Raw genomic sequence first — 21,281 nt, 5'->3', positions numbered from 1 at the left:
CCGGTCACCGGCCCACAGGTCCTCGTCGTGCCCCGCAGCCTCCAGCCACCCGACTTCATCGGCCGCGGATGAGAACGCCGGAGGAGGAACCGTGTCCTGTTGGACGCGGCCGACCCCCTTTTTTTCCGTACCTTCCGGCGGGCCGTTGGGCCGGCGTGCCGGTGGGCTGGTGGAGCTAAGCGGGTCGGTCGAAGTCGGCTGCGGTTCGGCAGCGCCCTGAAGGGGCGCGGGGCGCTGACGTGTGCGGCTCCGCCGCGCGCGCGACCAGCCACGATGGCGCCGCAGCAGAACGACGGCACATCGCGGCACTTCCAGCGGAGCGCTCAGCCTGCGGCCCGCTCCACCAGCACGCCGTCCTTCTCGTCGTACAGCTCACCGGTCTGCGGGCACTCCCACACGTCGGCCTCGCCCGCGCGCGCGACCAGCTTGACGCCGGCCCTGCCGACCCAGCCGACCTGCCGCGCGGGAACCCCGACGACCAGGCCGAAGTCCGGGACGTCCTTGGTGACGACGGCGCCGGCGGCGACCATGGCCCAGCGGCCGATGGCGATGGGCGCGACGCACACGGCGCGGGCGCCGATGGACGCCCCGTCGGCGATCTTCACGCCGACGGCCTCCCAGTCGCCGCCGCGCTTCTGCTTGCCGTCGGGGTCCACGGAACGCGGGTTGTGGTCGTTGGTGAGGACCACGGCCGGGCCGATGAAGACACCGTCGCCGAGCTCGGCCGGCTCGTAGACGAGCGCGTAGTTCTGCAGCTTGCAGTTGTCGCCCAGGTGGACGCCCGAGCCGACGTACGCGCCACGGCCGATGACACAGCCCTCACCGAGGCGCGCGCCCTCGCGGATCTGCGCGAGGTCCCAGACGCTGCTCCCGGCGCCGATCTCGGCACTGTCGTCTACCTGCGCGCTGGGCTGGACCCTGTAGTTCACTCTGCTGCCTTCCGGTGTGTGGCTTCGGTTGGCGAGCATACGGGGCCGACGGCGGGCGTCCCGTGTGGGGTTGCGGCCAGGTGCACGGGCGAGTAGCAGGCCTCGCTTGGTGGAACATGTGGGAATCCTGTGATCCATGTCACTTTATGGGGCGGACTGTGTGTGTTGCATGCACACGCTAAGTGAAGGGATGATCACTTGGCTTTCTTTAGCTTCCCTTTATCGACGGGGGGCTGCGTCAAGGGTGGGGAAAACGGGTGGGGCGGTGCTGCTGATGTCGCGCGCGCTCCAAGGGGGGGAATCCATGTCCGTGGAGGGGCGGGTGTCGTCATGGCACCGGGCTGTGCCTGGCGGAAGTCGGGGGTCGCAGGGGGAGAGGGCCTGGCGGCGTAGTGCAGCCGCGGCGCTGGTGACGGCGCTGCTCGGGCTGGGACTTGGGGTCGGGGGCGCTCCGGCGGCGGCGGCGGTCGCCTGCACCGCCGGCACGACGTCCGACTTCAACGGCGACGGCGTGCGGGACACGGCCATCGCAGACCCGGACGCGACGGTGTTGGGCCACGAGCGGGCGGGCTTGGTGCGCATCGTGCTCGGCGGCGGCAAGGGGGTCGTCGAGATCTCGCAGGACACGACCAACGTCTCCGACACGCCTGAGGACGGCGACCAGTTCGGTTTCTCGCTGGCGGTGTACGACGTCAACAAGGACGGTTGCAGCGACCTGGCGGTCGGTGTCCCGTACGAGGACGTGGGCACGGTCAAGGATGCCGGCTATGCCCAGGTGGTCTACGGATCCACGACCGCGGTCGGGTCCGAGTTCCGCAGCAGCGGCTTCGCGCAAGGGGCTGCCTATCCAGTGGGCGACACCCCTGAGGCAGACGACTGGTTCGGCTACGCACTGGGGGCCGGCACCTCGACAACTGGCATTCCGTACCTGGCGATCGGCGTTCCGGGCGAGGACGGGACCGCCGGTGTGGACATGGGCATGGTCGGCTTTGTCTACGGGACCGACCACAGTGGTGTGTCCGTGACCCAGGACAGCGCCGAGATGTGGGAGACCGCGGAGCCGTACGACCGTTTCGGCGCGTCGATCTCCGCCACGGACCGGTACTTCGCGGTCGGAGCCCCCGGCGAGAGCATCGGAACGGTCGCTTTTGCGGGCGGTCTGCAGGTCTTCCAGCCGTCGATCAACACGGACGGCATCCCCAACCCCCTTTACGGCATGGGGCAGGGGCGTACGGGATCGACCGACACCGCAGCTCAGATGGACGACCGGTACAGCGCAGCCCTTGCGATGGCTCCCTACCGTCCGACGGGCGCGGCCACCAACACCGACGCGCTCCTCGCTGTGGGCGTGCCGGGGGAGGACCTCGACACCACCGTCGACGCGGGTGCGGTGCATGTCTACCACCTGAAGGTTGATGGAACGGTCGCCCTGCTCAGCTGGATCCACCAGGATGCCGTGGCTGCCGATGGGAACGTCGAGGAGAAGGCCGAACCCGGTGACTTCTTCGGTCAGCAACTTGCGGCTGTGAACACCGCCACCAATGTGGTGGGTACGGCGACCACGATGCGCCTCGCTGTCGGTGTGCCCGGTGAGGAGACCACGGAGGATGCTCCGGAAGCGGGCGGCGTCCAGGTCTTTCCGCTGATCGGAGCGCCTGGCGCGTCGGACGCGTGGATCGAGCCCGGCAGCGGCATTCCTTCCGGGCCGTCGGCTCGGACGTACGCGGGCATCAGTCTCGGGGCCACTCCGGCGCTGCTGTACGTCGGTGTGCCCTACGGGCCGGCCGACGGGCGGGCGGTGCACGGTTTCCCGTGGAACGTGGTCTCGGGCGGCGCGCCTACCCAGACGTGGAAGCCCGGTGAGGGTGGCATTCCCGCGGGTGGCGTCTCCTTCGGGGCGGCGGTCCGATGACTCTCCGGCAACCGCGTACTCCTCGCCGGAAAGACCGTTCCGGCGACCAGGTCTCCCAGACAGACATGAACCGAGTGGAGAGTGGACGCGTGTCCGCAGGCAGACACGGATCGATACGGCGCGGCTTGGCGCTGCGCGCCGTGGTGGCAGCGGCCGTCACGGGCGCGGTGGTGGCCGGGACGGCGACTCTCCCGGGCAACGGCGGTACGTCGGCGCGGGATCAGGAACCGATCGTCGCCGACCAGCCGATGGTGACTGAGCAGCAGGCCATGGCGGCGGCCAAGGACACCGGCAAGAAGACCGAGGTCGTCGGCTTGCGCACCGAGCGCCGGGACATCTTCGCCGAGCCCGACGGCACCTTCACTGCACGCGAGTACACCGAGCCGGTACGAACGGTGCAGGGCGGCAAGTGGGTTGACATCGATGCCACGCTGGTGAAGCGGGCCGACGGAACCTGGGGCCCGAAGGCGGCCACCGTCGATCTCAGCTTCTCTGCCGGTCAGGTGGGCAAGCCGTTCGTGACGATGCAGCGCGCGGGGCGTGAGTTCGCCCTGAGCTGGCCGTACGGCAAGCTGCCGGTGCCGACGGTGGACGGAGACACGGCCACCTACGTGGACGCCCTGCCCGGTGTCGACCTCGCCGTGCGGGCCGAGGCGGACGGCTTCGGCCACCTGCTGGTCGTAAAGACGCCCGAGGCAGGTGCCGATCCGAGGCTGGCTCAGCTCGACCTGGGGATGGCGACGGACGGTCTGAAGGTCACAGAGGACGCGGACGGGGCGATCGTCGCAGAGGATTCCGCTGTCGGCGGCACCGTCTTCCAGGCGGGCAAGCCCTCGATGTGGGACTCGGCCGCCGTGGCGGAGGCCGCGACGAAGAAGCAGGGCCCCAAGGCCGTCGCCAAGGCACTGAAGTCCGCGGCAGCAGGCGCTGACGAGGCGGGGACGACCGCCACCGCCACTGTCGGCCCCAAGACGCACAAGGCAGCCCTGGACGGTCCCGGCGGCGGCGGACGCGTCGCCCCGCTCGGCGTCGAGGTCGCCAAGGGCAAGCTGCGGCTCGTCCCCGACCAGAAGCTCCTCAAGGGCGCGGACACCGTCTTTCCGGTGGTCATCGACCCGATCCAGCGCACCACGTCACGCACCGCGTGGACGGGCGTCATGTCGGGGATGCCCACCGAGCAGGACTGGAAGTACTCGGGCAGTGCCGGTGTGGGCAAGTGCCCGACCGACTACAACCCGGTCTCCTGCAACGGCGTAGGCACCCGTCGCGTGATGTTCACGATGCCGCTCTCCTTCTACAAGGGGAAGCAGATCCTCGGCGCGACGTTCTCCGCCCGCGTCGAGCACATCTACAGCGCCACCCCGACCGCCGAGCCCATCCAGCTGTACCGGATCGGCGGCCAGAACTACACGCTCAACTCGTCGAGCAACTGGTCCAACACCTCGGACGACTGGGACGACTATCTGCAGACCGTCGACAAGGCGATCTCCCCGACGTCCTGCTCCAGTCAGGCCAACCTGCACTTCGAGAGCGGTGCGAGCGGTGAGCTGACGAGCGAGATCAAGACGGCCGCTGCGGGCAACTGGAACTCGATGACGCTGGGCCTGCGGGCGGCGGACGAATCCCGTTTCGCCGAGTGGAAGCGGATCTGCGGCAACGCCTACCTGTCGGTGAGCTACAACACCCTGCCCGGGCAGATCAAGACGTCCGACATGACCACCGACCCCGGTGGTCTGTGCAAGTGGGGCACAGGCCGTACGTACACCGACGTTCCGCCGAAGCTTCAGGCCATCGCGAGCGACCCCGACCACGGCAACGGCCAGACCGACAAGGTGAAGGTCGAGTTCAAGGTCGAGTGGACCGACCCCACCACCAACACCGCCAAGTCCTACACCTACCTCACACCGGACTGGCTCTCCCCGACTGCCAACACCAAGTTCATACACACGGTGAAGTCGTCGATCCCGGAGAACGCGGTCATCTCTTGGAGTGCACGCGCCTACGACGGTGACGGTTACGGCCCGTGGAGCTCGGAGGGCACGCAGCGCTGCGAGTTCGTCTACGACAAGACGTCGCCGGGCAAGCCGAACGTGCTGTCCACGGAGTACCCGTCCGGCACCGTCTACAGCCAGGGTGTGGGTACCTACGGCACCTTCACCTTCTCGCCCAACCCGAACGACGCCCAAGTGGGCTCAGACATCGTGAAATATCAGTACTCCTTCGACGGTGCCGCGATGACCACGGTCACGCCACCCACAGCGGGAGGAACGGTCTCCGTGCAGTGGGTACCGACCTGGTCCGGTCGGCATGTACTGAGGGTGCTCGCCATCGACAAGGCAGCTCGCGCCGGCGAGAACTACTACGACTTCCTGGTGGCCGAGGGCCGGCCGGTCGTCGGCCAGTGGAACCTCGCCGACGAGGGGGTCGGCCACGAAGCCCACGACGAGAGCGGCGAGTACTCGGCGACCGCCGGCAGCGCCGTCACGTTCGGCGTGGAGGGTCCCGGCGGGAAGGCCGACAAGGCGGCCCGCTTCGACGGCACCGCCGAGTCCTACCTGGACACCAACGAGAGCGTGCTGGACTCCGCCAAGAGCTTCAGCGTCAGCGCTTGGGTCCGGCCCACCGCGCTCGACAAGAACATGACGGTGATCAGCCAGGACGGCACCGGCGAGCCCGGCTTCACCCTCGGCTACGACGCGACCGCGCAGACCTGGAAGTTCTCCGTCCCGGTCAACGACGTCACCTCGCTCGGCGAGTGGAAGGCCGTCTCCACCGGAGTCTCCGTGGTCATGGACCAGTGGGTGCTGCTGACCGGCGTGTACGACGCGCAGAAGACCGGGGGCCCGCAGCTCCAGCTGTACATCAACAAGGACCTGAAGGCCTCCGCCACGCGCCTCTCCGCCTGGAAGCCGTACGGTCCGTTGCAGATCGGCCGGTCCACGGCCAAGGGCGGCTACCGCGACAACTTCACCGGTGACCTCGCCGAGGTCCGCGTCTTCGACCGGTTCCTGCCGGCGACGGAGGTCTCCGAGCTGATGACCGTCAAGCCGGCGCGCAAGGGCTACTGGCAGCTCGACGACGCCAGCAGCGGCGCCTCCGTCGAGACCGGCGGCGGCCAGGCGCTGACGCTGGCGGGTGACGCCACGATCTACAGACCTGCCGACGCGTTCGAGACGGCCGCCCTGGTCGGCGACGGCAACCTGGTCCTGGACGGTGACGGGGACTACGCGTCCACCGCGACCGCCCCGGTCGTCGGCAACAGCAGCTTCACCGTGACCGCCCGTGCCCAGCTCACCTCGCTGGACCCGGAGAAGTCGCAGACGGTGCTGTCCCTGCCGGGCGCCAACGCCAACCGCGTCCAGGTCCGCTACCAAGCCGCCACCGGGCAGTGGGAGCTCGCGGTCGCCAAGTCGGACGTGGCCGCCCCTGAGGTCGTCACGTTCACCAACGATCGGGAGATGCCCGAACTCGATGGCTCCGGTCAGCACCTGGCGGTGGTCTACGACGCCTTCGCCAACTCGATCCGCCTGTATGTGGAGGGTCAGCTGGTCGCCGCCGCCTACGGCACGGACGACACCCTGTGGTCTGCCACAGGCGGGCTTCAGGTGGGCCGTTCGCTGCGCGGGGCGAGCGAGTACTTCGCCGGCGCGATCGACGAGGTCCGCGTCTACAGCGGCGCCGCCGACCAGATCGCGGTGCAGCTCATGACCAGCCTGATAGCGGCGCCTGACATGTGACGGACCGCCAGTCTCCCGGTGTGCCGGGGCTGCTGAGCCCCGGCACGCCCTCCTTTCCACGACGTTCTCCTTCGACCAGGGAGTTGTCCGAATGTTCTTCCGTGGCCGCTCACTGAGCCGCCGCATGCCCAGACCGGTGTTCGCCGCGACAGTGCTCGGGCTCACGCTCGCGTTGTCCGCGTCGTCGGTTCAGGCGTTGGCGCTCGACGACGGTGACCGGGGCCGCACCAGCAGTCCCGGCGTCCAGGACGACGGGGATCCCGCCAAGGGATCCGACGCGAAAGCGAAGGCCCGTCCCTCCGACCCGGCGCGCAGGGCCGCGGTCAAGGGCCTCGACAAGGCGGTGTGGCCCGAGCAGGGCGGCGCCGAGGTGAAGCTGGGGGCCACCGCGGAGGCGGGCGGCCTGCCGATCACGGTCGGCAAGCCGAAGGCCAAGACCACGGCCAAGGCCGACGCGAAGGTCGAGGCGACGACTGCGGCGGACAAGGTCCGTGTCGATGTCCTCGATCCGAAGCGCGCCCAGCAGCTCGGCGCCGGTGTCCTTCTCGACGTAGCGCGTGCCGACGGCGTCGACGAGGCGGCCAAGGTCCGGCTGACGGTCGACTACTCGGAGTTCGCCGAGGGCTTCGGCGGCTCCTACGCTTCGCGTCTCCAGCTGGTCCAGCTGCCGGCGTGTGCCACGGTCGCCACGCCGGGCAGCAAGGCCTGCCCCGCGCAGCCCGTCGTGCTGCCGACGGTGAACGACGTGAAGACGGGCACCGTCTCCGCCGACGTGACGGCCGCCCCGGCCCCCGCCGACGGTGTGTCCACGATGGCGACCGACGCGGCGTCCCTGGTAGCGGTGGCGGCGGGTCCGTCCAGTGCGCAGGGCACGTACAAGGCCACGGCGCTGTCGCCGTCGTCCAGTTGGAGCGTGGCTCCTTCCTCAGGCGGCTTCAGCTGGAGCTATCCGCTGAATTCAGTCCCGACCCCTGGCGGCCTGACCCCGACCGTGGGCCTCGGCTATTCCTCTCAGTCGGCGGACGGCCGCACCTCGGCGACGAACAACCAGGGCTCTTGGATCGGTGAGGGCTTCTCCTACGACCCCGGATACATCGAGCGCCGCTACAAGCCCTGTTCGGACGACGGTCACGACGGTTCCGGTGAGCAGTGCTGGGCGTTCGAGAACGCCACGATCATGCTCAACGGTTCGTCCGGTGAGCTGGTCAAGGACGACGCCACCGGCAAGTGGCACATGTCGTCCGACGACGGTACGAAGGTCGAGCGGCTGACGGGCGCTGTCAACGGTGACGACGGCAGTACCGACGACAAGGGCGAGCACTGGAAGATCACCACTCCGGAGGGCACGGAGTATGTCTTCGGCCTGAACCGGCTGCCGGGCTGGGCGACGGGCAACGAGGAGACCAACTCGGTCTGGACCGCCCCGGTCTTCGGCGACGACTCCGGTGAGCCCTGCTACAACGCGACGTTCACCAGTGCGTACTGCCAGCAGGCGTGGCGCTGGAGCCTGGACTACGTCAAGGACACGCACGGCAACGTGATGTCCTACTTCTACGACCGGGAGACCAACTACTACGCGCTCAACGGCAAGACGGACGTCAACGGCACCGCGTACCACCGCGGCGGCTGGCTCAAGCGCATCGACTACGGCCAGCGGGACGGCAGCGTCTACGCGGCGAAGGCTCCCGCCCGGGTCGTCTTCAACACCGCCGAACGCTGCCTGCCCACCGCCGACTTCGACTGCGCGGAGAGCAAGCGCACGAAGGCGAACGCCGCTTACTGGCCGGACGTTCCGGTCGACCAGGAGTGCAACTCCGCCACCAAGTGCACGTCACCCGTGCAGACCTTCTGGACCACCAAGCGGCTGACGTCGGTCGTCACGCAGATGCGCAAGGACGCCACGACCTACCAGGACGTGGACGCCTGGAGCTTCACCCACCTGTTCACGGACAACGGCGACGACTCCAAGACGCTGTGGCTGTCGAAGATCGAGCACGAGGGCCGCGTCGGCACGGCGGTGAAGCTGCCGTCCGTGGACCTCTTCGGCGAGCAGCTCGCCAACCGTGTCGACGCGATCGGCGACAATATCGCCCCGTTCTACCGTTTCCGTCTTTCGATGGTCCTCAGCGACACCGGAGCCCAGCTCGACGTCACCTACGCGGCGACCGACTGCGCGAAGGCCTCGCTGCCCACGCCTGGCGAGTCGGTCAAGCGCTGCTATCCGGTGAAGTGGGCCCCGCCGGGCTACGTCGACCCGATCACGGACTGGTTCCACAAGTACGTCGTGTCGGCGGTCATCGAGACGGACCGCACCGGCGGCAGCGACTCGATGGTCACCCGCTACGACTACCAGGGTGACGCGGCCTGGCGTAAGGCGAAGCCGGACGGCATCACCGACGCCAAGTACCTGACCTGGGGCGGCTGGCAGGGCTACGGCAAGGTCAAGGTCACCAGCGGCAGCTCCGACTTGCAGACCACCCGGGTCGACTACACGTACCTCCAGGGCATGGACGGCGACAAGGACTCGGCCGGTAACACGCGCTCGGTGTCGGTCAAGGACTCCACGGGAGCCTCCTACACGGACTCCGAGGAGTTCACGGGCCACCAGTTGGAGGCGGCCACTTACGACGGCGCCAAGTTGGTCTCCAAGACGATCGACGTCCCGTGGAAGCACTACACGGCGACCCAGACCAGAAGCTGGGACACCACCCACGCGGCGATCGTGCGTACCCAGACCGGCCGCGGCTTCAGCCTGAAGTCCGACGGGACCTGGCGCGAGACGAAGTCCACCACGACGTACGACACGTCCAACGGCACAGGACGCGTTGTGCAGGTCGATGACCTCGGTGACGTCTCCACCGCCAAGGACGACAGCTGCACCCGCACCACCTACGCCGACAACGAGGCGAAGAACATCCTCGGGCTTCCGGCGCGCAGCGAGAGCGTGTCGGTCAAGTGCGCGACGACGCCCGACCGTAAGACGCAGGTCCTGGCGGACGAGCGCACCTCGTACGACAACCTCGCGTTCGGCGCGGCGCCCACCAAGGGCGACGCGACCAAGACCGAGCGGCTGACGTCGCACGACGGCACCACGGCCACGTACCAGATCACAGGTGCCACGACCTACGACGACTTCGGGCGTCCGAAGTCACAGCAGGACGCCAAGCAGTACGGGACGTCCGACGCGACGAAGACCGTCTACACCGAGACCAACGGCCTGCTGTCGAGGACAGTCGTCATCAACGCCCTCGGCCACAACACCACGACCGACTACGCCCAGGCCTGGGGCATGTCGTCGGGCCAGACCGACCCCAATGGCAAGCGCACCGACCTTGCCTATGACGGCCTGGGCCGACTGACGTCGGTGTGGCTCGCGGACCGCGCGTCGACGAAGACGCCGAGCATCAAGTACTCGTACAACGTCCGCAAGGACAAAGTCACCGCGATCAAAACCGAGAAGCTCGAGAACGACGGCTCCTACGGAGCGGAATACCAGCTCTACGACAGCATGCTCAGGGCTCGCCAGATCCAGACCGAGGGTCCGGACGGCACCCGCATGGTCGCCGACACCTGGTACAACGCCACTGGGAACGTCAGGAAGACCAACTCGACGTACAACGCGGAAGGCGCGGCCTCCGACGAGTTGCTGCTGGTGAGCAACGGTCAGGTCCGCGCGCAGAATCTGCTGGAGTACGACGGCCTGGGGCGGATGACCGCCGAGATCTTCGCCGTCTCCGGCGCAGAGCAGTGGCGGACGAAAACGACCTACGACGGTGAACTGACGCACGTCGATCCGCCGGTGGGCGGAGTACCCACGACGACTGTCACGGACGGCCAGGGCAATGTCTCCGAGATCCGCCACTACCAGGGCGCCTCGCCGGGCGTGGGTGTGCCGTACGACTCGACGAAGTACACGTACAACGTGGCCGGTCTGCTGGAGACGGTCACTGATGCCAAGAGCAACGTGTGGCGTTACGAGTACGACCAGCTGGGCCGCAAGACCAAGTCGATCGATCCGGACGCGGGCACCTCGCGCACTGAGTACGACGAGCTGGACCGCCCGGTCGTGGCGTACGACGGCCGCAACAAGAAGACCTCCACGGTCTACGACAAGCTCGGTCGTGTCCTCACGACCTGGCAGGGCGACGCCGGTACCGGCACGCAGCTGAGCGAGACGAAGTACGACAAGGCGGGATGGCTGGGCCTTGCCTATGGCCACCTGGCCTACATCTCGCCGACGGAGTACTTCACCACTGCCATCCAGTCGATGGACACGTTCTACCGTCCGCTGAAGACGGCGTATCAGGTCCCCGCGTCACAGGGCTCCCTCGCCGGCACGTACACCTTCACCACGACGTACAACTCGGACGGAACGGTCCAGACCACAGGCATGTCCGCCATCGGCGACCTGCCGGCGGAGAGCCTGACCTACAAGTACGACGCCTTGCAGCGGCCGACGTCGATGACTGGCACGGCCAACTCGTACGTCACCAACACCGTCTACTCCGATAAGAGCCAGCTCCAGCAGTTGGAACTGTCGTCGGGCAGCGGCAAGAAGGTCCAGCAGACGTTCTTCTACGAGAAGGGCACCGACCGGCTGACCCGCTCGGTGGTCGACGTCAACGGCGCGACCGCCCTGGCGAAGGACTCCTCCTACTCCTACGACCAGGCGGGCAACGTCCTGTCGATCGCGGACACCGCGAACTCCGGCTCGCCGGACATGCAGTGCTTCGCCTACGACAGTCGCCAGCGACTGCAGGACGCGTGGACGCCGGCGGCCACCGCGACGACCGCGGCCGGTTCCGGAACCCGTGGCTCTACCACGCCGGTGGACGGCACCGGACCCACGGCCTGTGACTCCGCCGCGGGTTCGAGCGCGCTGGGCGGCCCGGCTTCGTACTGGAAGTCGTACGAGACCGACGCCATCGGCAACCGGGTCTCCGAGACCAACCACGACACCGCGCTCAACGCGGCGAACAACATCACGCGCAGCTACGAGTACGGCGGCGCGGGCACCCTCGGCGACGGCCCCCACCAGGTCACCAAGGTCACCGAGCAGACCCCGACCGGCGCCCGGCAGTCGACGTACGAGTACGACGACGCCGGCAACACCACCAAGCGCACCATCGGCGGCAACGCCCAGTCCCTGACCTGGACCGACACGGGCAAGGTCAACGAGGTCACCGAGGCGAACGGCTCGAAGACCAGTTACCTGTACGACGCGTCCGGTAACCGCCTCGTGCGCAAGGACCCTTCTGGCACGACCGTCTACCTGCCGGGCACCGAGCTGAAGCTGTCGGCCGACGGCACCAAGAAGGAGGCCACGCGCTACTACGAGTACGCGGGCCAAACCGTTGCGGTCCGTACAGCCGCGAAGCTCTCCTTCGTCGCTGCGGACCACCACGGCACGGGCGAGCTGGCGATCGACGCCGCGACCGGCGTGATCTCCCAGCGCCGCTTCGACCCCTACGGCGTCGAGCGCGGCGAGAAACTCGGCCCCTGGCCGGGCGAGCGGGGCTACGTCGGCGGCACGATCGACGCCTCGACCGGCCTGACCCACCTGGGGGCACGGGAGTACGACTCGGCGATCGGCAAGTTCATCTCGGTCGACCCGATCATCGACTACACCCAGCCGCAACAGATCAACGGCTACGCCTACGCCAACAACTCACCGGTGACGGAGGCGGACCCGAGCGGACTGATGGTCGTCGGCTGCCGGGAAAGTCAGATGCACTGCCCCGGTGCGCCCTCCAACTCGTCCGTCTCGGAGGTCGATCAGGCACAGTCCGACGTCAGCAGGGCGTCTGGGGACGTGGCGGCAGCGCAATCTCAACAGTCCTCCGCCAAGAGGCGCATCCAGTCCGCCGGCAAGGCGCTGATCAAGATTGCCATGGACGAACTCGGCGTGGACGCGGGTCTGGACTGCATATCCAGCGGTGACGTCGGGGCCTGCGGCGAGACCCTGCTCAATATCGCCGGCAGCTTCGCGGGCGGCCTGGCTGGCAAGCTCCTGGCCAAGTATGGGGCCCCGTGGGACTGGGCCAAGGGCTTCAAACTCGCCAAAAAGGTCACCGGCCTGGTCAAGGACCTGATCGGCGGCGCGAAGGGCCTCTACAAGGCGAACAAGGCCCTGGGCAAGGCGAGGGCCGGGCTGACCAAGGCTACGGAGAAACTGGCGCAGGCCAGGGCGAAGGCTGCGGCGGCCCTCAAGAGAGGTAAGGGCTCCTGTAAGGACCCTCACAGTTTCCTGCCCGGTACCAAAGTCCTGCTTGCCAATGGCAAGACAAAGCCGATCGAAAAGGTCAAGCTCGGCGACAAGGTCAAGGTGACCGACCCCAAGCTGGGCGGAACGGAGATCCGCGAGGTCGTCGGCACGATCGTCACGGAGGACGACAAGCACTTCGTCGACCTGACGATCGAGACTGAGTCGGGCAAGCCCGAGACCTTGGTCTCCACCACGACCCATCCCTTCTGGGTGGACTCTGAGAAGGCGTGGATCGAGGCTGGTGATCTCAGTCCGGGGATGCGCCTGCACACCGCCAACGGGGAGTCGGTCGAGCTCACCGCGGTCAGCGTTTTCGACAAGAGGCAGAGGACACACGACCTCACTGTCAGCGACGTGCACACGTACTATGTGCTGGCGGGGGCCGCCCCGGTCCTCGTCCATAACTGCGATATCAGCGATGGATATCTATACCGCGGTCTCGCCAAGGGGCACCAAAAATATGATGCTGCTACTGAAGGCCGTGCTGTTCCCTTCGGAGGCCGCTCAAACATAGAACACCATGTCGGTGCAGATAATACGGATTCCGTCTTCACATCTTGGTCGGATGACCCTGAGCAGGCCATTTATTTCGCCCAGAATCTGGGGAATGACTGGGTTGGGGAAGGTGTCATGTTGCGCATCAAGGTGGCGGACATAGATCCTCTCGTGGGGCCATCGAGGAATATTCAAATCCACGACGGCCCATGGGACCAGCTTGAAGATGAACATCTTATTGTCGGAGAAATCCATGCCCCTGAAATTAGTTTTGACTTCGGGGAGACATGGAGAAATGTGACGAGGGGATGAGATGAACGAAGTGTCCGCGAGTGAACTGCTGGCCGCATTCGAGATCGACTCCGAGGTTACCATTCTGGTCAAGAATGCACTAACTTCTGGAGCATATTTCCAGGTCTGGCTCGAACCGATTCCGGCGTCAAGGCTTCGGGGTATCTGTCAGGGGAGAGTGAGGGCTGCGCAAAGGCGTGGCAAGCCGACCGTCGGGGCCGCGGAATGCCTTGCAAGTCTTGCCGAAATGGGCGAGCGGGGCCTTCTTGTGGGCTATGTGAACGATCGCGAACGAGCGGGATACTACTTTAAGCTTTACCTCGACCCGCACCCGCTTAAAGTAATCGGATGCTTCGGAGTCAACATCTCCCCCGAGGATGACCCCATCACTGGTCCGGCATAACACCTACATCTGCGTGTCCTGCATAACTGAAGGGGCAGCCAGGTGAAATTTACGGTGCGCTCTGTATTTCTGCTCGGCGCGGAATGAACCGCTGTCGACCGTCGCATCCTCGCAGTGCCCCAGTGGCCCCACCGGATCTGTTTCCGATGGGGCCGTAGGGGTGTTTGACGGCAACGTCAGCGGACGATGGCTGAGGCGCTTAGGTCGTAGGGGTTGTCGTTCTGACCGAGGACGTGGCCCAGAGTGTCGATGGCTTAGCGTTCGAGCTGGAGTCGGACGTGGGCATAGACGCCGACCGTCACGCCAATATGGGCGTGGCCCAGAAGCTTCTTGATCACGACAAGATCGACGCCTTTATGCTCGGATCTTTGGCGTTCGGCATAATTGGCTGCATGCATGATGCGTTTGATATGCCATTGGGGGAGACGAAGTGAATCTCGCGGTGGCATGCAATCGGAGGGGATCTCTCGGACGTGGAGATCGAACATCGGATTGGCGCCCTCATGCCTAGCGAACTAGACTTATGACACCTGATTCTCCTTCCCGGCGGAAGATTGAGGGACCTGCGAAATTTCCGCAAGAGCCCTCAATTTTTGTCGATGGCCTCAGGCCTGGCGGTATTGCAGGGAAAGGGGCTGCCCGCAGGCTCGGCTAGCAGAGCGGTGCCCTTTGCATGGTAGGCGGTTCGGTGCGAAGTGGAGCGTTCTGCTCGTGATGCCAAGAGGATGCCCCTTGGTCAAACAATGCATGCACCAGCAACGCTTCCTTATGTACGTGCTTGGAATGCGTTATCAGGGCGGCGAATGTGCCTGTTCCGATGCTGACGATCGCTTCCGGTTCGTCGCTTTCGCGGAGGAGGATCGTTCCGGTGGGGGTGGTGGCGAGGTAGACGCAGGCGGAAGCCTCCTGGCTGTACGTGGACTTCTGCCAGTGCAGTTCGGGCATGGGGGGCTCCTTCAGAGGTCTTGGGCGAGTTGGGAGATGAAGTCTCGGGACTCTGCTGGTGGCAGAGCTGCTTGGCTGGTGCGGTCCAGGATCAGGCGGTAGCGCTCCAACTGGGCGGGGGAGTCGATGAGTTCCGCGCCGTGGTCGGTGTCGAGCTGGACGGTGTCCAGTTGTAGTACCGAGCCGTGGAAGTAGTCGATGCCCTGGCCCGAGGTGTGGAAGGGGCCGCCGTCGAACGGGATGACGACGATGGTGATGTGGTCCAGTTCGCTGATCTCGTTGAGGTGGTGCAGCTGGGCCCGGATCGTGTCGCGGTCGCCGAACCGCATGCGCAGTGCGGCCTCGTGGATGATCGCCGCGTAAGGCGGGGGCTGTTCGCGGTGCAGGATCTCCTGGCGCTTCATCCGGTGCGAGATGCGGTGCTCGATCTCGTGCGGCTTGAGCGTCGGCACGGTGTGACCGAACAGGGCGCGGGCGTGCTCGACGGTCTGGAGCAGGCCGGGGATGTTGATGACGTGAGCCACGCGTAGTGCGGTGGCATGGTGCTCGACCTCGGTGAGGTCCAGTACGCGGGGGGAGAGGATGTCCCGGTACTCCTCCCACCAGCCGCGCCTGCGTTCGCCGGTCAGCGCAGTGAGGGCGTCGATGAGGGGTTCGTCGGTGCAGTCGTAGTGCCGGGCGATGGCGCGGACGCGGTCGGCGCTCACTCCGTAGCGTCCGGCCTCGATGTTGCTCACGCGCGACTGGGTAGCGCCGACCAGCGCAGCGGCCTGGGTGGCGGACAGGTCGGCCCGTTCGCGCAGCCTGCGCAGCTCGACCCCGAGGCGGCGACGCCGGGCGGTAGGGAGAGGGCTCGATTGCGGCATCGGTTGCGACTTCCCATTCGTACATGCGTCGTGCGAGTCACCCACACGAAGGCAATAGTGACTACATTCCTTCCAGTTCATGGAATGTAGTCCATGAACTGTCCTACGGTGAGTCCCGAGACGCTCAACCGGCCCCGCCGATAACCCGGAAGCGCACCGCGCCGCAGTTGCAAGCGCGCGGCACTGCCACCGCCCGGTCGGGCCGTCGAGCGAGCCAACTTCCCCCACCGCAGGAGGCGTTCATGGTCACCGTATCCCCGTCGGAGTGCGAAGCGGCCCCAACTTGGGCGTACACCCTCCAACTGCCCCACGATCCGCGAGCCGCGCGCATCGCCCGCGTCACCCTCCGGGCCGTCCTCGCCGGACACGGCATGTCACAACTCCGGGACTCCGCCGAACTGTTGGCCACCGAGCTCGTCACCAACGCATACCGGCACTCCACCGGCCCGGCTACCCTCCGCCTCCGCGGGCTCGGTCGTGGTCGGCTCCGGGTGAGCGTCTGGGACGCCAACCCCCACATTCCGCCTCCCTTCGGGAAGCGGTCGGGGCCCCGCCGTCTCCCCGTCCCGGCGGACGTGGATGCGGAGGCTGGGCGCGGGCTCTTCCTCGTATGTCATTACGCCGAGACGTGGGGCGGCTATCCGCTCGGCGGCGGCCTCTCCGGGGGTGGCGGGAAGCTTCTGTGGTGCGAGATCGGCGAGTGAGCGTTGGCCCCGGCACTATCGTGATGCAGACGACACGCTCTGTGATCAGTGGAGGATCGTGGTGACTGTCATGACCGAGCGCCTCACGGCCATAGACACCCCTCCGAGCGCACCCTTCAAGGAAATGCTCCGCATCGTCGAGGAGCTGGACACGCCCGCCGGCTACAAGGCCGAGCTCGTCCGGGGGAAGATCTTCGTGTCGCCGGGGCCGAAACTGCGCTACATGAAGGTCATGAAGTCGCTGCGGCTTCAGCTGGCGCCGCATGCCCCGGAGGGGCACGAGGCGGACGTGGCTCCGATTCTCTTCGCCTTCCCCGGCTCCGAGCGCGCGTATGGGCCTGCCCTACACGTCGCCGACGAATCCGCCTTCGACGCCGACGGCCGTCACGCCGACGCCTCCGCCCTCTCCCTCGCCGCAGAGCTGACGTCCGACTCCACCAAGGACGTCGACTGGCTCGACAAGATGGCGACGTACGGGCGGGTCGTGCCCGTGTACCTGCTGCTTGATATGCGGGGCGGGGAGATCAACGTGATGTGGGATCCGTCTCCCAAGGGGTACCGGTCCCGGACCAACGTTCCCTTCGGGCGGCCCGTGCACATCCCCGCCCCGTTCGACTTCGAGCTCGACACGTCCGGGTTCGCCGTCGAGGAGACCGTGGCCCCGGAAGACGAGCAGAGGTGAGCGGCGGGCACGGCTCGGTTTGACCCCCTGCGTGCCCGCCCCGTAGCCTTGACCCTCGGCGTGTCGGTTGGCATGCCACATCCTCGTAAACCCTCTTCCTCCCGGGTACCGGTACCTCGGTGGTCGGGAGAGGCCGCCCGTGTTCGTTCCCGGGTGGCTGGACTGCGGGGATGCCGTCCCAGAGCGAGAGAGTGAGATCCGCGTGTACGCCATCGTGCGCAGCGGTGGTCGCCAGCACAAGGTTGCTGTCGGCGACATCGTTGAGGTTGACAAGATTTCCACTGCCAAGGTTGGCGACACGGTCGAGCTCTCGACCCTGCTCGTTGTCGACGGCGACGCTGTGACCAGCGACCCGTGGGTGCTGGCCGGCATCAAGGTCCAGGCCGAGGTCGTGGACCACCACAAGGGCGTCAAGATCGACATCCTTCGCTACAAGAACAAGACCGGCTACCGCCGTCGTCAGGGCCACCGCCAGCAGTACACGGCGATCAAGGTCACTGAGATCCCCGCGGCTGCGAAGTAAGGGACTGAGGAGACATGGCACACAAGAAGGGCGCATCGTCCACCCGGAACGGTCGCGACTCCAATGCCCAGCGGCTCGGCGTGAAGCGCTTCGGCGGTCAGGTCGTCAACGCGGGTGAGATCCTGGTCCGCCAGCGTGGCACCCACTTCCACCCGGGTGCCGGTGTCGGCCGCGGTGGCGACGACACGCTGTTCGCCCTCGAGGCCGGTTCGGTGCAGTTCGGCACCCACCGTGGCCGCAAGGTCGTGAACATCGTTCCGGTCGCCTGAGCCAAGGCTTAGACGCAGACCGAACTTTTCGCGAGGCGGACCTCACTTCCCTTTCGGGAAGGCGGGTCCGCCTTTCGCGTGTTAGAGCAGTAGACAGAGCAAGCAGTAGACAGAGCAATAGCTGGACCCTGACGTTTTTCGTCTGGACCCTGACGTTTTCGTAGTGCTGGAGGCACCCACCATGACCACCTTCGTGGACCGCGTCGAACTGCATGTCGCCGCGGGTAACGGAGGCCACGGCTGTGCCTCCGTCCACCGTGAGAAGTTCAAGCCGCTCGGTGGCCCCGACGGGGGCAACGGCGGCCGTGGCGGCGATGTGATCCTGGTCGTCGACCAGTCGATCACCACGCTCCTCGACTACCACCACAAGCCCCACCGCAGCGCCACCAACGGCAAGCCCGGCGAGGGCGGCAACCGCTCCGGCAAGGACGGCCAGGACCTGATCCTGCCGGTCCCGGACGGCACGGTGATCCAGGACAAGGCCGGCAACGTGCTGGCCGACCTGGTCGGGCACGGCACGTCGTACGTCGCCGCCCAGGGCGGTCGCGGCGGCCTCGGCAACGCGGCGCTGGCCTCGGCCCGCCGCAAGGCGCCCGGCTTCGCGCTGCTCGGTGTGCCCGGCGACCTCCAGGACATCGTCCTGGAGCTGAAGACGGTCGCGGACGTGGCCCTCGTCGGCTACCCGAGCGCGGGCAAGTCGTCGCTGATCTCCGTCCTGTCCGCCGCCAAGCCGAAGATCGCGGACTACCCGTTCACGACCCTCGTCCCGAACCTGGGCGTCGTCACGGCGGGCTCCACGGTCTACACGATCGCGGACGTGCCGGGCCTGATCCCCGGCGCCAGTCAGGGCAAGGGCCTCGGCCTGGAGTTCCTGCGCCATGTCGAGCGGTGCAGTGTGCTCGTGCATGTGCTGGACACCGCGACCCTGGAGTCCGAGCGCGACCCGCTCTCCGACCTCGACATCATCGAGGAGGAGCTCAAGCAGTACGGCGGTCTCGGCAACCGCCCGCGGCTCGTGGTGCTGAACAAGATCGACGTACCGGACGGCAAGGACCTCGCCGAGATGGTCCGTCCGGAGCTGGAGGAGCGCGGTTACCGCGTCTTCGAGGTGTCCGCGGTCGCCCATATGGGCCTGAAGGAGCTGTCCTTCGCTCTCGCCGAGATGGTGGGCGCGGCGCGTGCGGCCAAGCCGAAGGAGGAGGCGACCCGGGTCGTCATCCGTCCGAAGGCGGTCGACGACACCGGCTTCACCGTCAACCTGGAGGAGGACGGCCTGTTCCGCGTCCGGGGCGAGAAGCCCGAACGCTGGGTGCGCCAGACCGACTTCAACAACGACGAGGCCGTCGGCTACCTCGCCGACCGGCTGAACCGCCTCGGTGTGGAGGACGCGCTGATGAAGGCGGGCGCCCGCGGCGGCGACGGCGTGGCCATCGGCCCCGAGGACAACGCGGTCGTCTTCGACTGGGAGCCGTCCCTGACGGCCGGCGCCGAGATGCTCGGCCGCCGCGGCGAGGACCACCGTTTCGAGGAGCCGCGTCCCGCGACCCAGCGCCGCCGGGACCGGCAGGCCGAGCGCGACGAGGCGACTCAGGAGTTCGAGGGCTTCGAGCCCTTCTGAGACCGGTGTGGGCGAGGCCGTCTCCTGTTCGGGAGACGGCCTCGTCGGCTGTTCGGCGGGCGAAGGCGGGCCGGTGTGAAAACCCCGGCGTTGAGAAAAACCGCTGACCGGAGCGTGGGACTCATCTGTGGCCCAGGCTTCTCTCAGCGTCCGCTAAGGAAGCCCTCTTACCGTCCATTAACCATGGAGACGGACTGTACGAGCAATGACGCCGTGGCCCCCGCGAAGCTCTCCGCGCTGCCGCCCGGCACTCGCCTGCTGCACATCGGCCCGCACAAAACCGGGACGACCTCGATCCAGGGCGCCCTCTTCGGGGCGAAGGAGAAGCTGCCGGCATACGGCGTCGAGTTCCCGGCGCAGAGCAGACACCCCATGCAGGCCGTGCTGGCCGCCTGTGCCCGGACCGGGATGATCGGTGACGCCCGGCCCACCGAGCGGCACTGGACGCGGCTCGTGGAGCAGGTGCACGCCTCCGGCCGCCGTACCTCCGTGATCAGCAGTGAGTTCTTCGCCGACGCCCCGGACGACGCGACGATCGAACGGATCGTCGAGCAGCTCGGCGGGGAGCGTGTGCATGTCCTGGTCACCGTGCGCCCGCTGGCGAAGATCATGCCCTCGCAGTGGCAGCAGTACGTGCAGAACGGTCTGCGCATGGGCTACGAGGAGTGGCTGGAGCACATGCTCCGCAAGGCCCCCTACGACAAGCCCAACCCCAGTTTCTGGCGTCGGCACCGGCACGACCGGCTGGTCGAGCGGTGGGTGCGGGCGGTCGGCGCCGAGCGGGTCACCGTCGTGGTGGTCGACGACCGGGACCGGGGCGGGCTGATGCGCACTTTCGAGGCGCTGTTAGGACTGCCCCGCAATCTCCTGCAGCCTGTTCCCGACACCGCGAATCGTTCTCTCACGCTTGCCGAGACCGAAATGCTGAGGAGCCTCAACAAGGAATTCCGCAGTAATGGACTTCCCGACGAGCTCTATTCCAAGCTGGTGCGCAACGGTGCGGTCGTCCATATGAAGAACATATGTAGTCCCACGCCCCGGGATGTGAAGATCTCCACACCCGGTTGGGCGGTCGAAGCGGCCGCCGAGATCGGTGCCGAGATGGCCGATCGGATTGCGCTGACGGGCGTTCAGGTGATCGGCGATCCGGGTCTGTTGTCCGCCGTTCCCGAGCCCGCGGCGAAGCCGGCCGGGGAGTGGGAAGGGGGGCGGGAAGGAGAGCGGGAAGGGGAGCGGGCGGGGGAGGCCCGGATCGCTCCCGAGGTGGCCGCACATGCCCTGTACGGAGCGCTCGCGGCGGTGGCCGCGGGGCCGGGCGGGACCTCGGCCCGCCCGGTGCACCAGACCCCGTCGAAGGAGCTCGTGCGGGTGCTCGGGCACCGTTGCCTGAAACGGCTGCGGCGGCGCTGACACCTCTGCGCAGCCGTTAGAGTCAGCCACGTCACACATGTTGCCGCACATGCCGCTACACATGTCACGGCGCATGTCACTCTCGGCAATGCGTTACCCCTGTGGAGTTACTCACAGGATTTCCAGGAGCTTCCCTGGGAAGCCGCAACGGTGTCTCGGCATCGTCAGCGACGCAAGGTGAATGCCAGGTTGCGTACACATTTGCAGCGAACGGCACTCACCTTGCATCGCG

Annotated in this window: 14 protein-coding genes and 1 pseudogene; 11 read left to right on the top strand and 4 right to left on the bottom strand. The window is 67.0% G+C overall.

Annotated elements, in window-relative coordinates:
- Positions 1 to 323 precede the first annotated feature (323 nt).
- A complete protein-coding gene (locus tag ABZ725_RS31665; protein WP_358805900.1) occupies positions 324 to 929 on the bottom strand; it encodes an acyltransferase in 606 nt (201 codons plus the stop codon).
- A gap of 409 nt (positions 930 to 1,338) precedes the next feature.
- Here ABZ725_RS31665 and ABZ725_RS31660 point away from each other — a divergent pair, with 409 nt between their 5' ends.
- The 4 genes from ABZ725_RS31660 to ABZ725_RS31645 all read left to right on the top strand — a co-directional run bounded on the left by ABZ725_RS31660 (position 1,339) and on the right by ABZ725_RS31645 (position 14,032).
- Positions 1,339 to 2,841, top strand: coding sequence for an FG-GAP repeat protein (locus ABZ725_RS31660; RefSeq protein ID WP_358805899.1), 1,503 nt, complete (start codon positions 1,339 to 1,341; stop codon positions 2,839 to 2,841).
- Between the two features lie 89 nt (positions 2,842 to 2,930).
- Positions 2,931 to 6,578 (top strand): LamG domain-containing protein, encoded by a 3,648-nt coding sequence (locus tag ABZ725_RS31655; protein ID WP_358805898.1) that lies wholly within the window; start codon positions 2,931 to 2,933, stop codon positions 6,576 to 6,578.
- A 124-nt stretch (positions 6,579 to 6,702) separates the two neighbouring features.
- The gene (locus ABZ725_RS31650) at positions 6,703 to 13,650 is read left to right on the top strand and encodes a polymorphic toxin-type HINT domain-containing protein (RefSeq protein ID WP_358805897.1); all 6,948 of its coding nucleotides are present in this window, start codon (positions 6,703 to 6,705) and stop codon (positions 13,648 to 13,650) included.
- 1 nt (position 13,651) lies between these two features.
- Entirely contained in the window at positions 13,652 to 14,032 is a 381-nt protein-coding gene (locus ABZ725_RS31645) for a hypothetical protein (protein ID WP_358805896.1), read from the top strand.
- 176 nt (positions 14,033 to 14,208) lie between these two features.
- On the opposite strand, the pseudogene ABZ725_RS31640 reads toward ABZ725_RS31645, so the two are convergent.
- Positions 14,209 to 14,388, bottom strand: a pseudogene (locus ABZ725_RS31640) (site-specific integrase); the annotation flags it as partial.
- Here ABZ725_RS31640 and ABZ725_RS31635 point away from each other — a divergent pair.
- Positions 14,311 to 14,466 carry a hypothetical protein gene (locus ABZ725_RS31635; RefSeq protein ID WP_358805921.1) on the top strand — a complete coding sequence of 52 codons (156 nt, stop codon included), beginning with the start codon at positions 14,311 to 14,313 and terminating at the stop codon, positions 14,464 to 14,466. The pseudogene ABZ725_RS31640 and the gene ABZ725_RS31635 overlap by 78 nt on opposite strands.
- Positions 14,467 to 14,683: 217 nt before the next feature.
- Here ABZ725_RS31635 and ABZ725_RS31630 read toward each other — a convergent pair whose 3' ends face one another.
- Both ABZ725_RS31630 and ABZ725_RS31625 read right to left on the bottom strand, forming a co-directional pair.
- Complete coding sequence (locus ABZ725_RS31630) at positions 14,684 to 14,977, bottom strand: DUF397 domain-containing protein (RefSeq protein ID WP_358805895.1); 294 nt, start codon at positions 14,975 to 14,977, stop codon at positions 14,684 to 14,686.
- Positions 14,978 to 14,988: 11 nt separating this feature from the next.
- Positions 14,989 to 15,843: a helix-turn-helix transcriptional regulator gene (locus ABZ725_RS31625; protein ID WP_358805894.1), complete on the bottom strand. Its 855-nt coding sequence runs from the start codon at positions 15,841 to 15,843 to the stop codon at positions 14,989 to 14,991.
- A gap of 242 nt (positions 15,844 to 16,085) precedes the next feature.
- On the opposite strand from ABZ725_RS31625, the gene ABZ725_RS31620 reads away from it, so the two are divergent.
- From ABZ725_RS31620 to ABZ725_RS31595, 6 genes are all read left to right on the top strand, one after another.
- Positions 16,086 to 16,547 (top strand): ATP-binding protein, encoded by a 462-nt coding sequence (locus tag ABZ725_RS31620; protein WP_358805893.1) that lies wholly within the window; start codon positions 16,086 to 16,088, stop codon positions 16,545 to 16,547.
- A 70-nt stretch (positions 16,548 to 16,617) separates the two neighbouring features.
- Positions 16,618 to 17,229: a Uma2 family endonuclease gene (locus ABZ725_RS31615; RefSeq protein WP_358805892.1), complete on the top strand. Its 612-nt coding sequence runs from the start codon at positions 16,618 to 16,620 to the stop codon at positions 17,227 to 17,229.
- Between the two features lie 202 nt (positions 17,230 to 17,431).
- On the top strand, positions 17,432 to 17,752 hold the full coding sequence (gene rplU / locus ABZ725_RS31610) for a 50S ribosomal protein L21 (protein ID WP_007381993.1): 321 nt from the start codon (positions 17,432 to 17,434) through the stop codon (positions 17,750 to 17,752).
- A 14-nt stretch (positions 17,753 to 17,766) separates the two neighbouring features.
- Positions 17,767 to 18,021, top strand: coding sequence for a 50S ribosomal protein L27 (rpmA, locus tag ABZ725_RS31605; protein WP_003990207.1), 255 nt, complete (start codon positions 17,767 to 17,769; stop codon positions 18,019 to 18,021).
- A 181-nt stretch (positions 18,022 to 18,202) separates the two neighbouring features.
- The gene (obgE, locus tag ABZ725_RS31600; protein WP_358805891.1) at positions 18,203 to 19,639 is read left to right on the top strand and encodes a GTPase ObgE; all 1,437 of its coding nucleotides are present in this window, start codon (positions 18,203 to 18,205) and stop codon (positions 19,637 to 19,639) included.
- Positions 19,640 to 19,822: 183 nt separating this feature from the next.
- A complete protein-coding gene (locus ABZ725_RS31595; protein ID WP_358805890.1) occupies positions 19,823 to 21,049 on the top strand; it encodes a hypothetical protein in 1,227 nt (408 codons plus the stop codon).
- Positions 21,050 to 21,281: the final 232 nt, after the last annotated feature.

Source organism: Streptomyces sp. NPDC006872, from assembly GCF_040635845.1.
Classification (GTDB): Bacteria; Actinomycetota; Actinomycetes; order Streptomycetales; family Streptomycetaceae; genus Streptomyces.
This window is presented reverse-complemented; position numbering and strand designations above follow the sequence as displayed.

Bases quoted from the DNA above. Each gene is read 5' to 3' on its own strand.
- ABZ725_RS31650 (WP_358805897.1), top strand. From the start codon at position 6,703: ATGCCCAGACCGGTGTTCGCCGCGACAGTGCTCGGGCTCACGCTCGCG.
- ABZ725_RS31645 (WP_358805896.1), top strand. From the start codon at position 13,652: ATGAACGAAGTGTCCGCGAGTGAACTGCTGGCCGCATTCGAGATCGAC.
- ABZ725_RS31630 (WP_358805895.1), bottom strand. From the start codon at position 14,977: ATGCCCGAACTGCACTGGCAGAAGTCCACGTACAGCCAGGAGGCTTCC.
- ABZ725_RS31625 (WP_358805894.1), bottom strand. From the start codon at position 15,843: ATGCCGCAATCGAGCCCTCTCCCTACCGCCCGGCGTCGCCGCCTCGGG.
- ABZ725_RS31620 (WP_358805893.1), top strand. From the start codon at position 16,086: ATGGTCACCGTATCCCCGTCGGAGTGCGAAGCGGCCCCAACTTGGGCG.
- ABZ725_RS31615 (WP_358805892.1), top strand. From the start codon at position 16,618: ATGACCGAGCGCCTCACGGCCATAGACACCCCTCCGAGCGCACCCTTC.
- rpmA (WP_003990207.1), top strand. From the start codon at position 17,767: ATGGCACACAAGAAGGGCGCATCGTCCACCCGGAACGGTCGCGACTCC.
- obgE (WP_358805891.1), top strand. From the start codon at position 18,203: ATGACCACCTTCGTGGACCGCGTCGAACTGCATGTCGCCGCGGGTAAC.
- ABZ725_RS31595 (WP_358805890.1), top strand. From the start codon at position 19,823: ATGGAGACGGACTGTACGAGCAATGACGCCGTGGCCCCCGCGAAGCTC.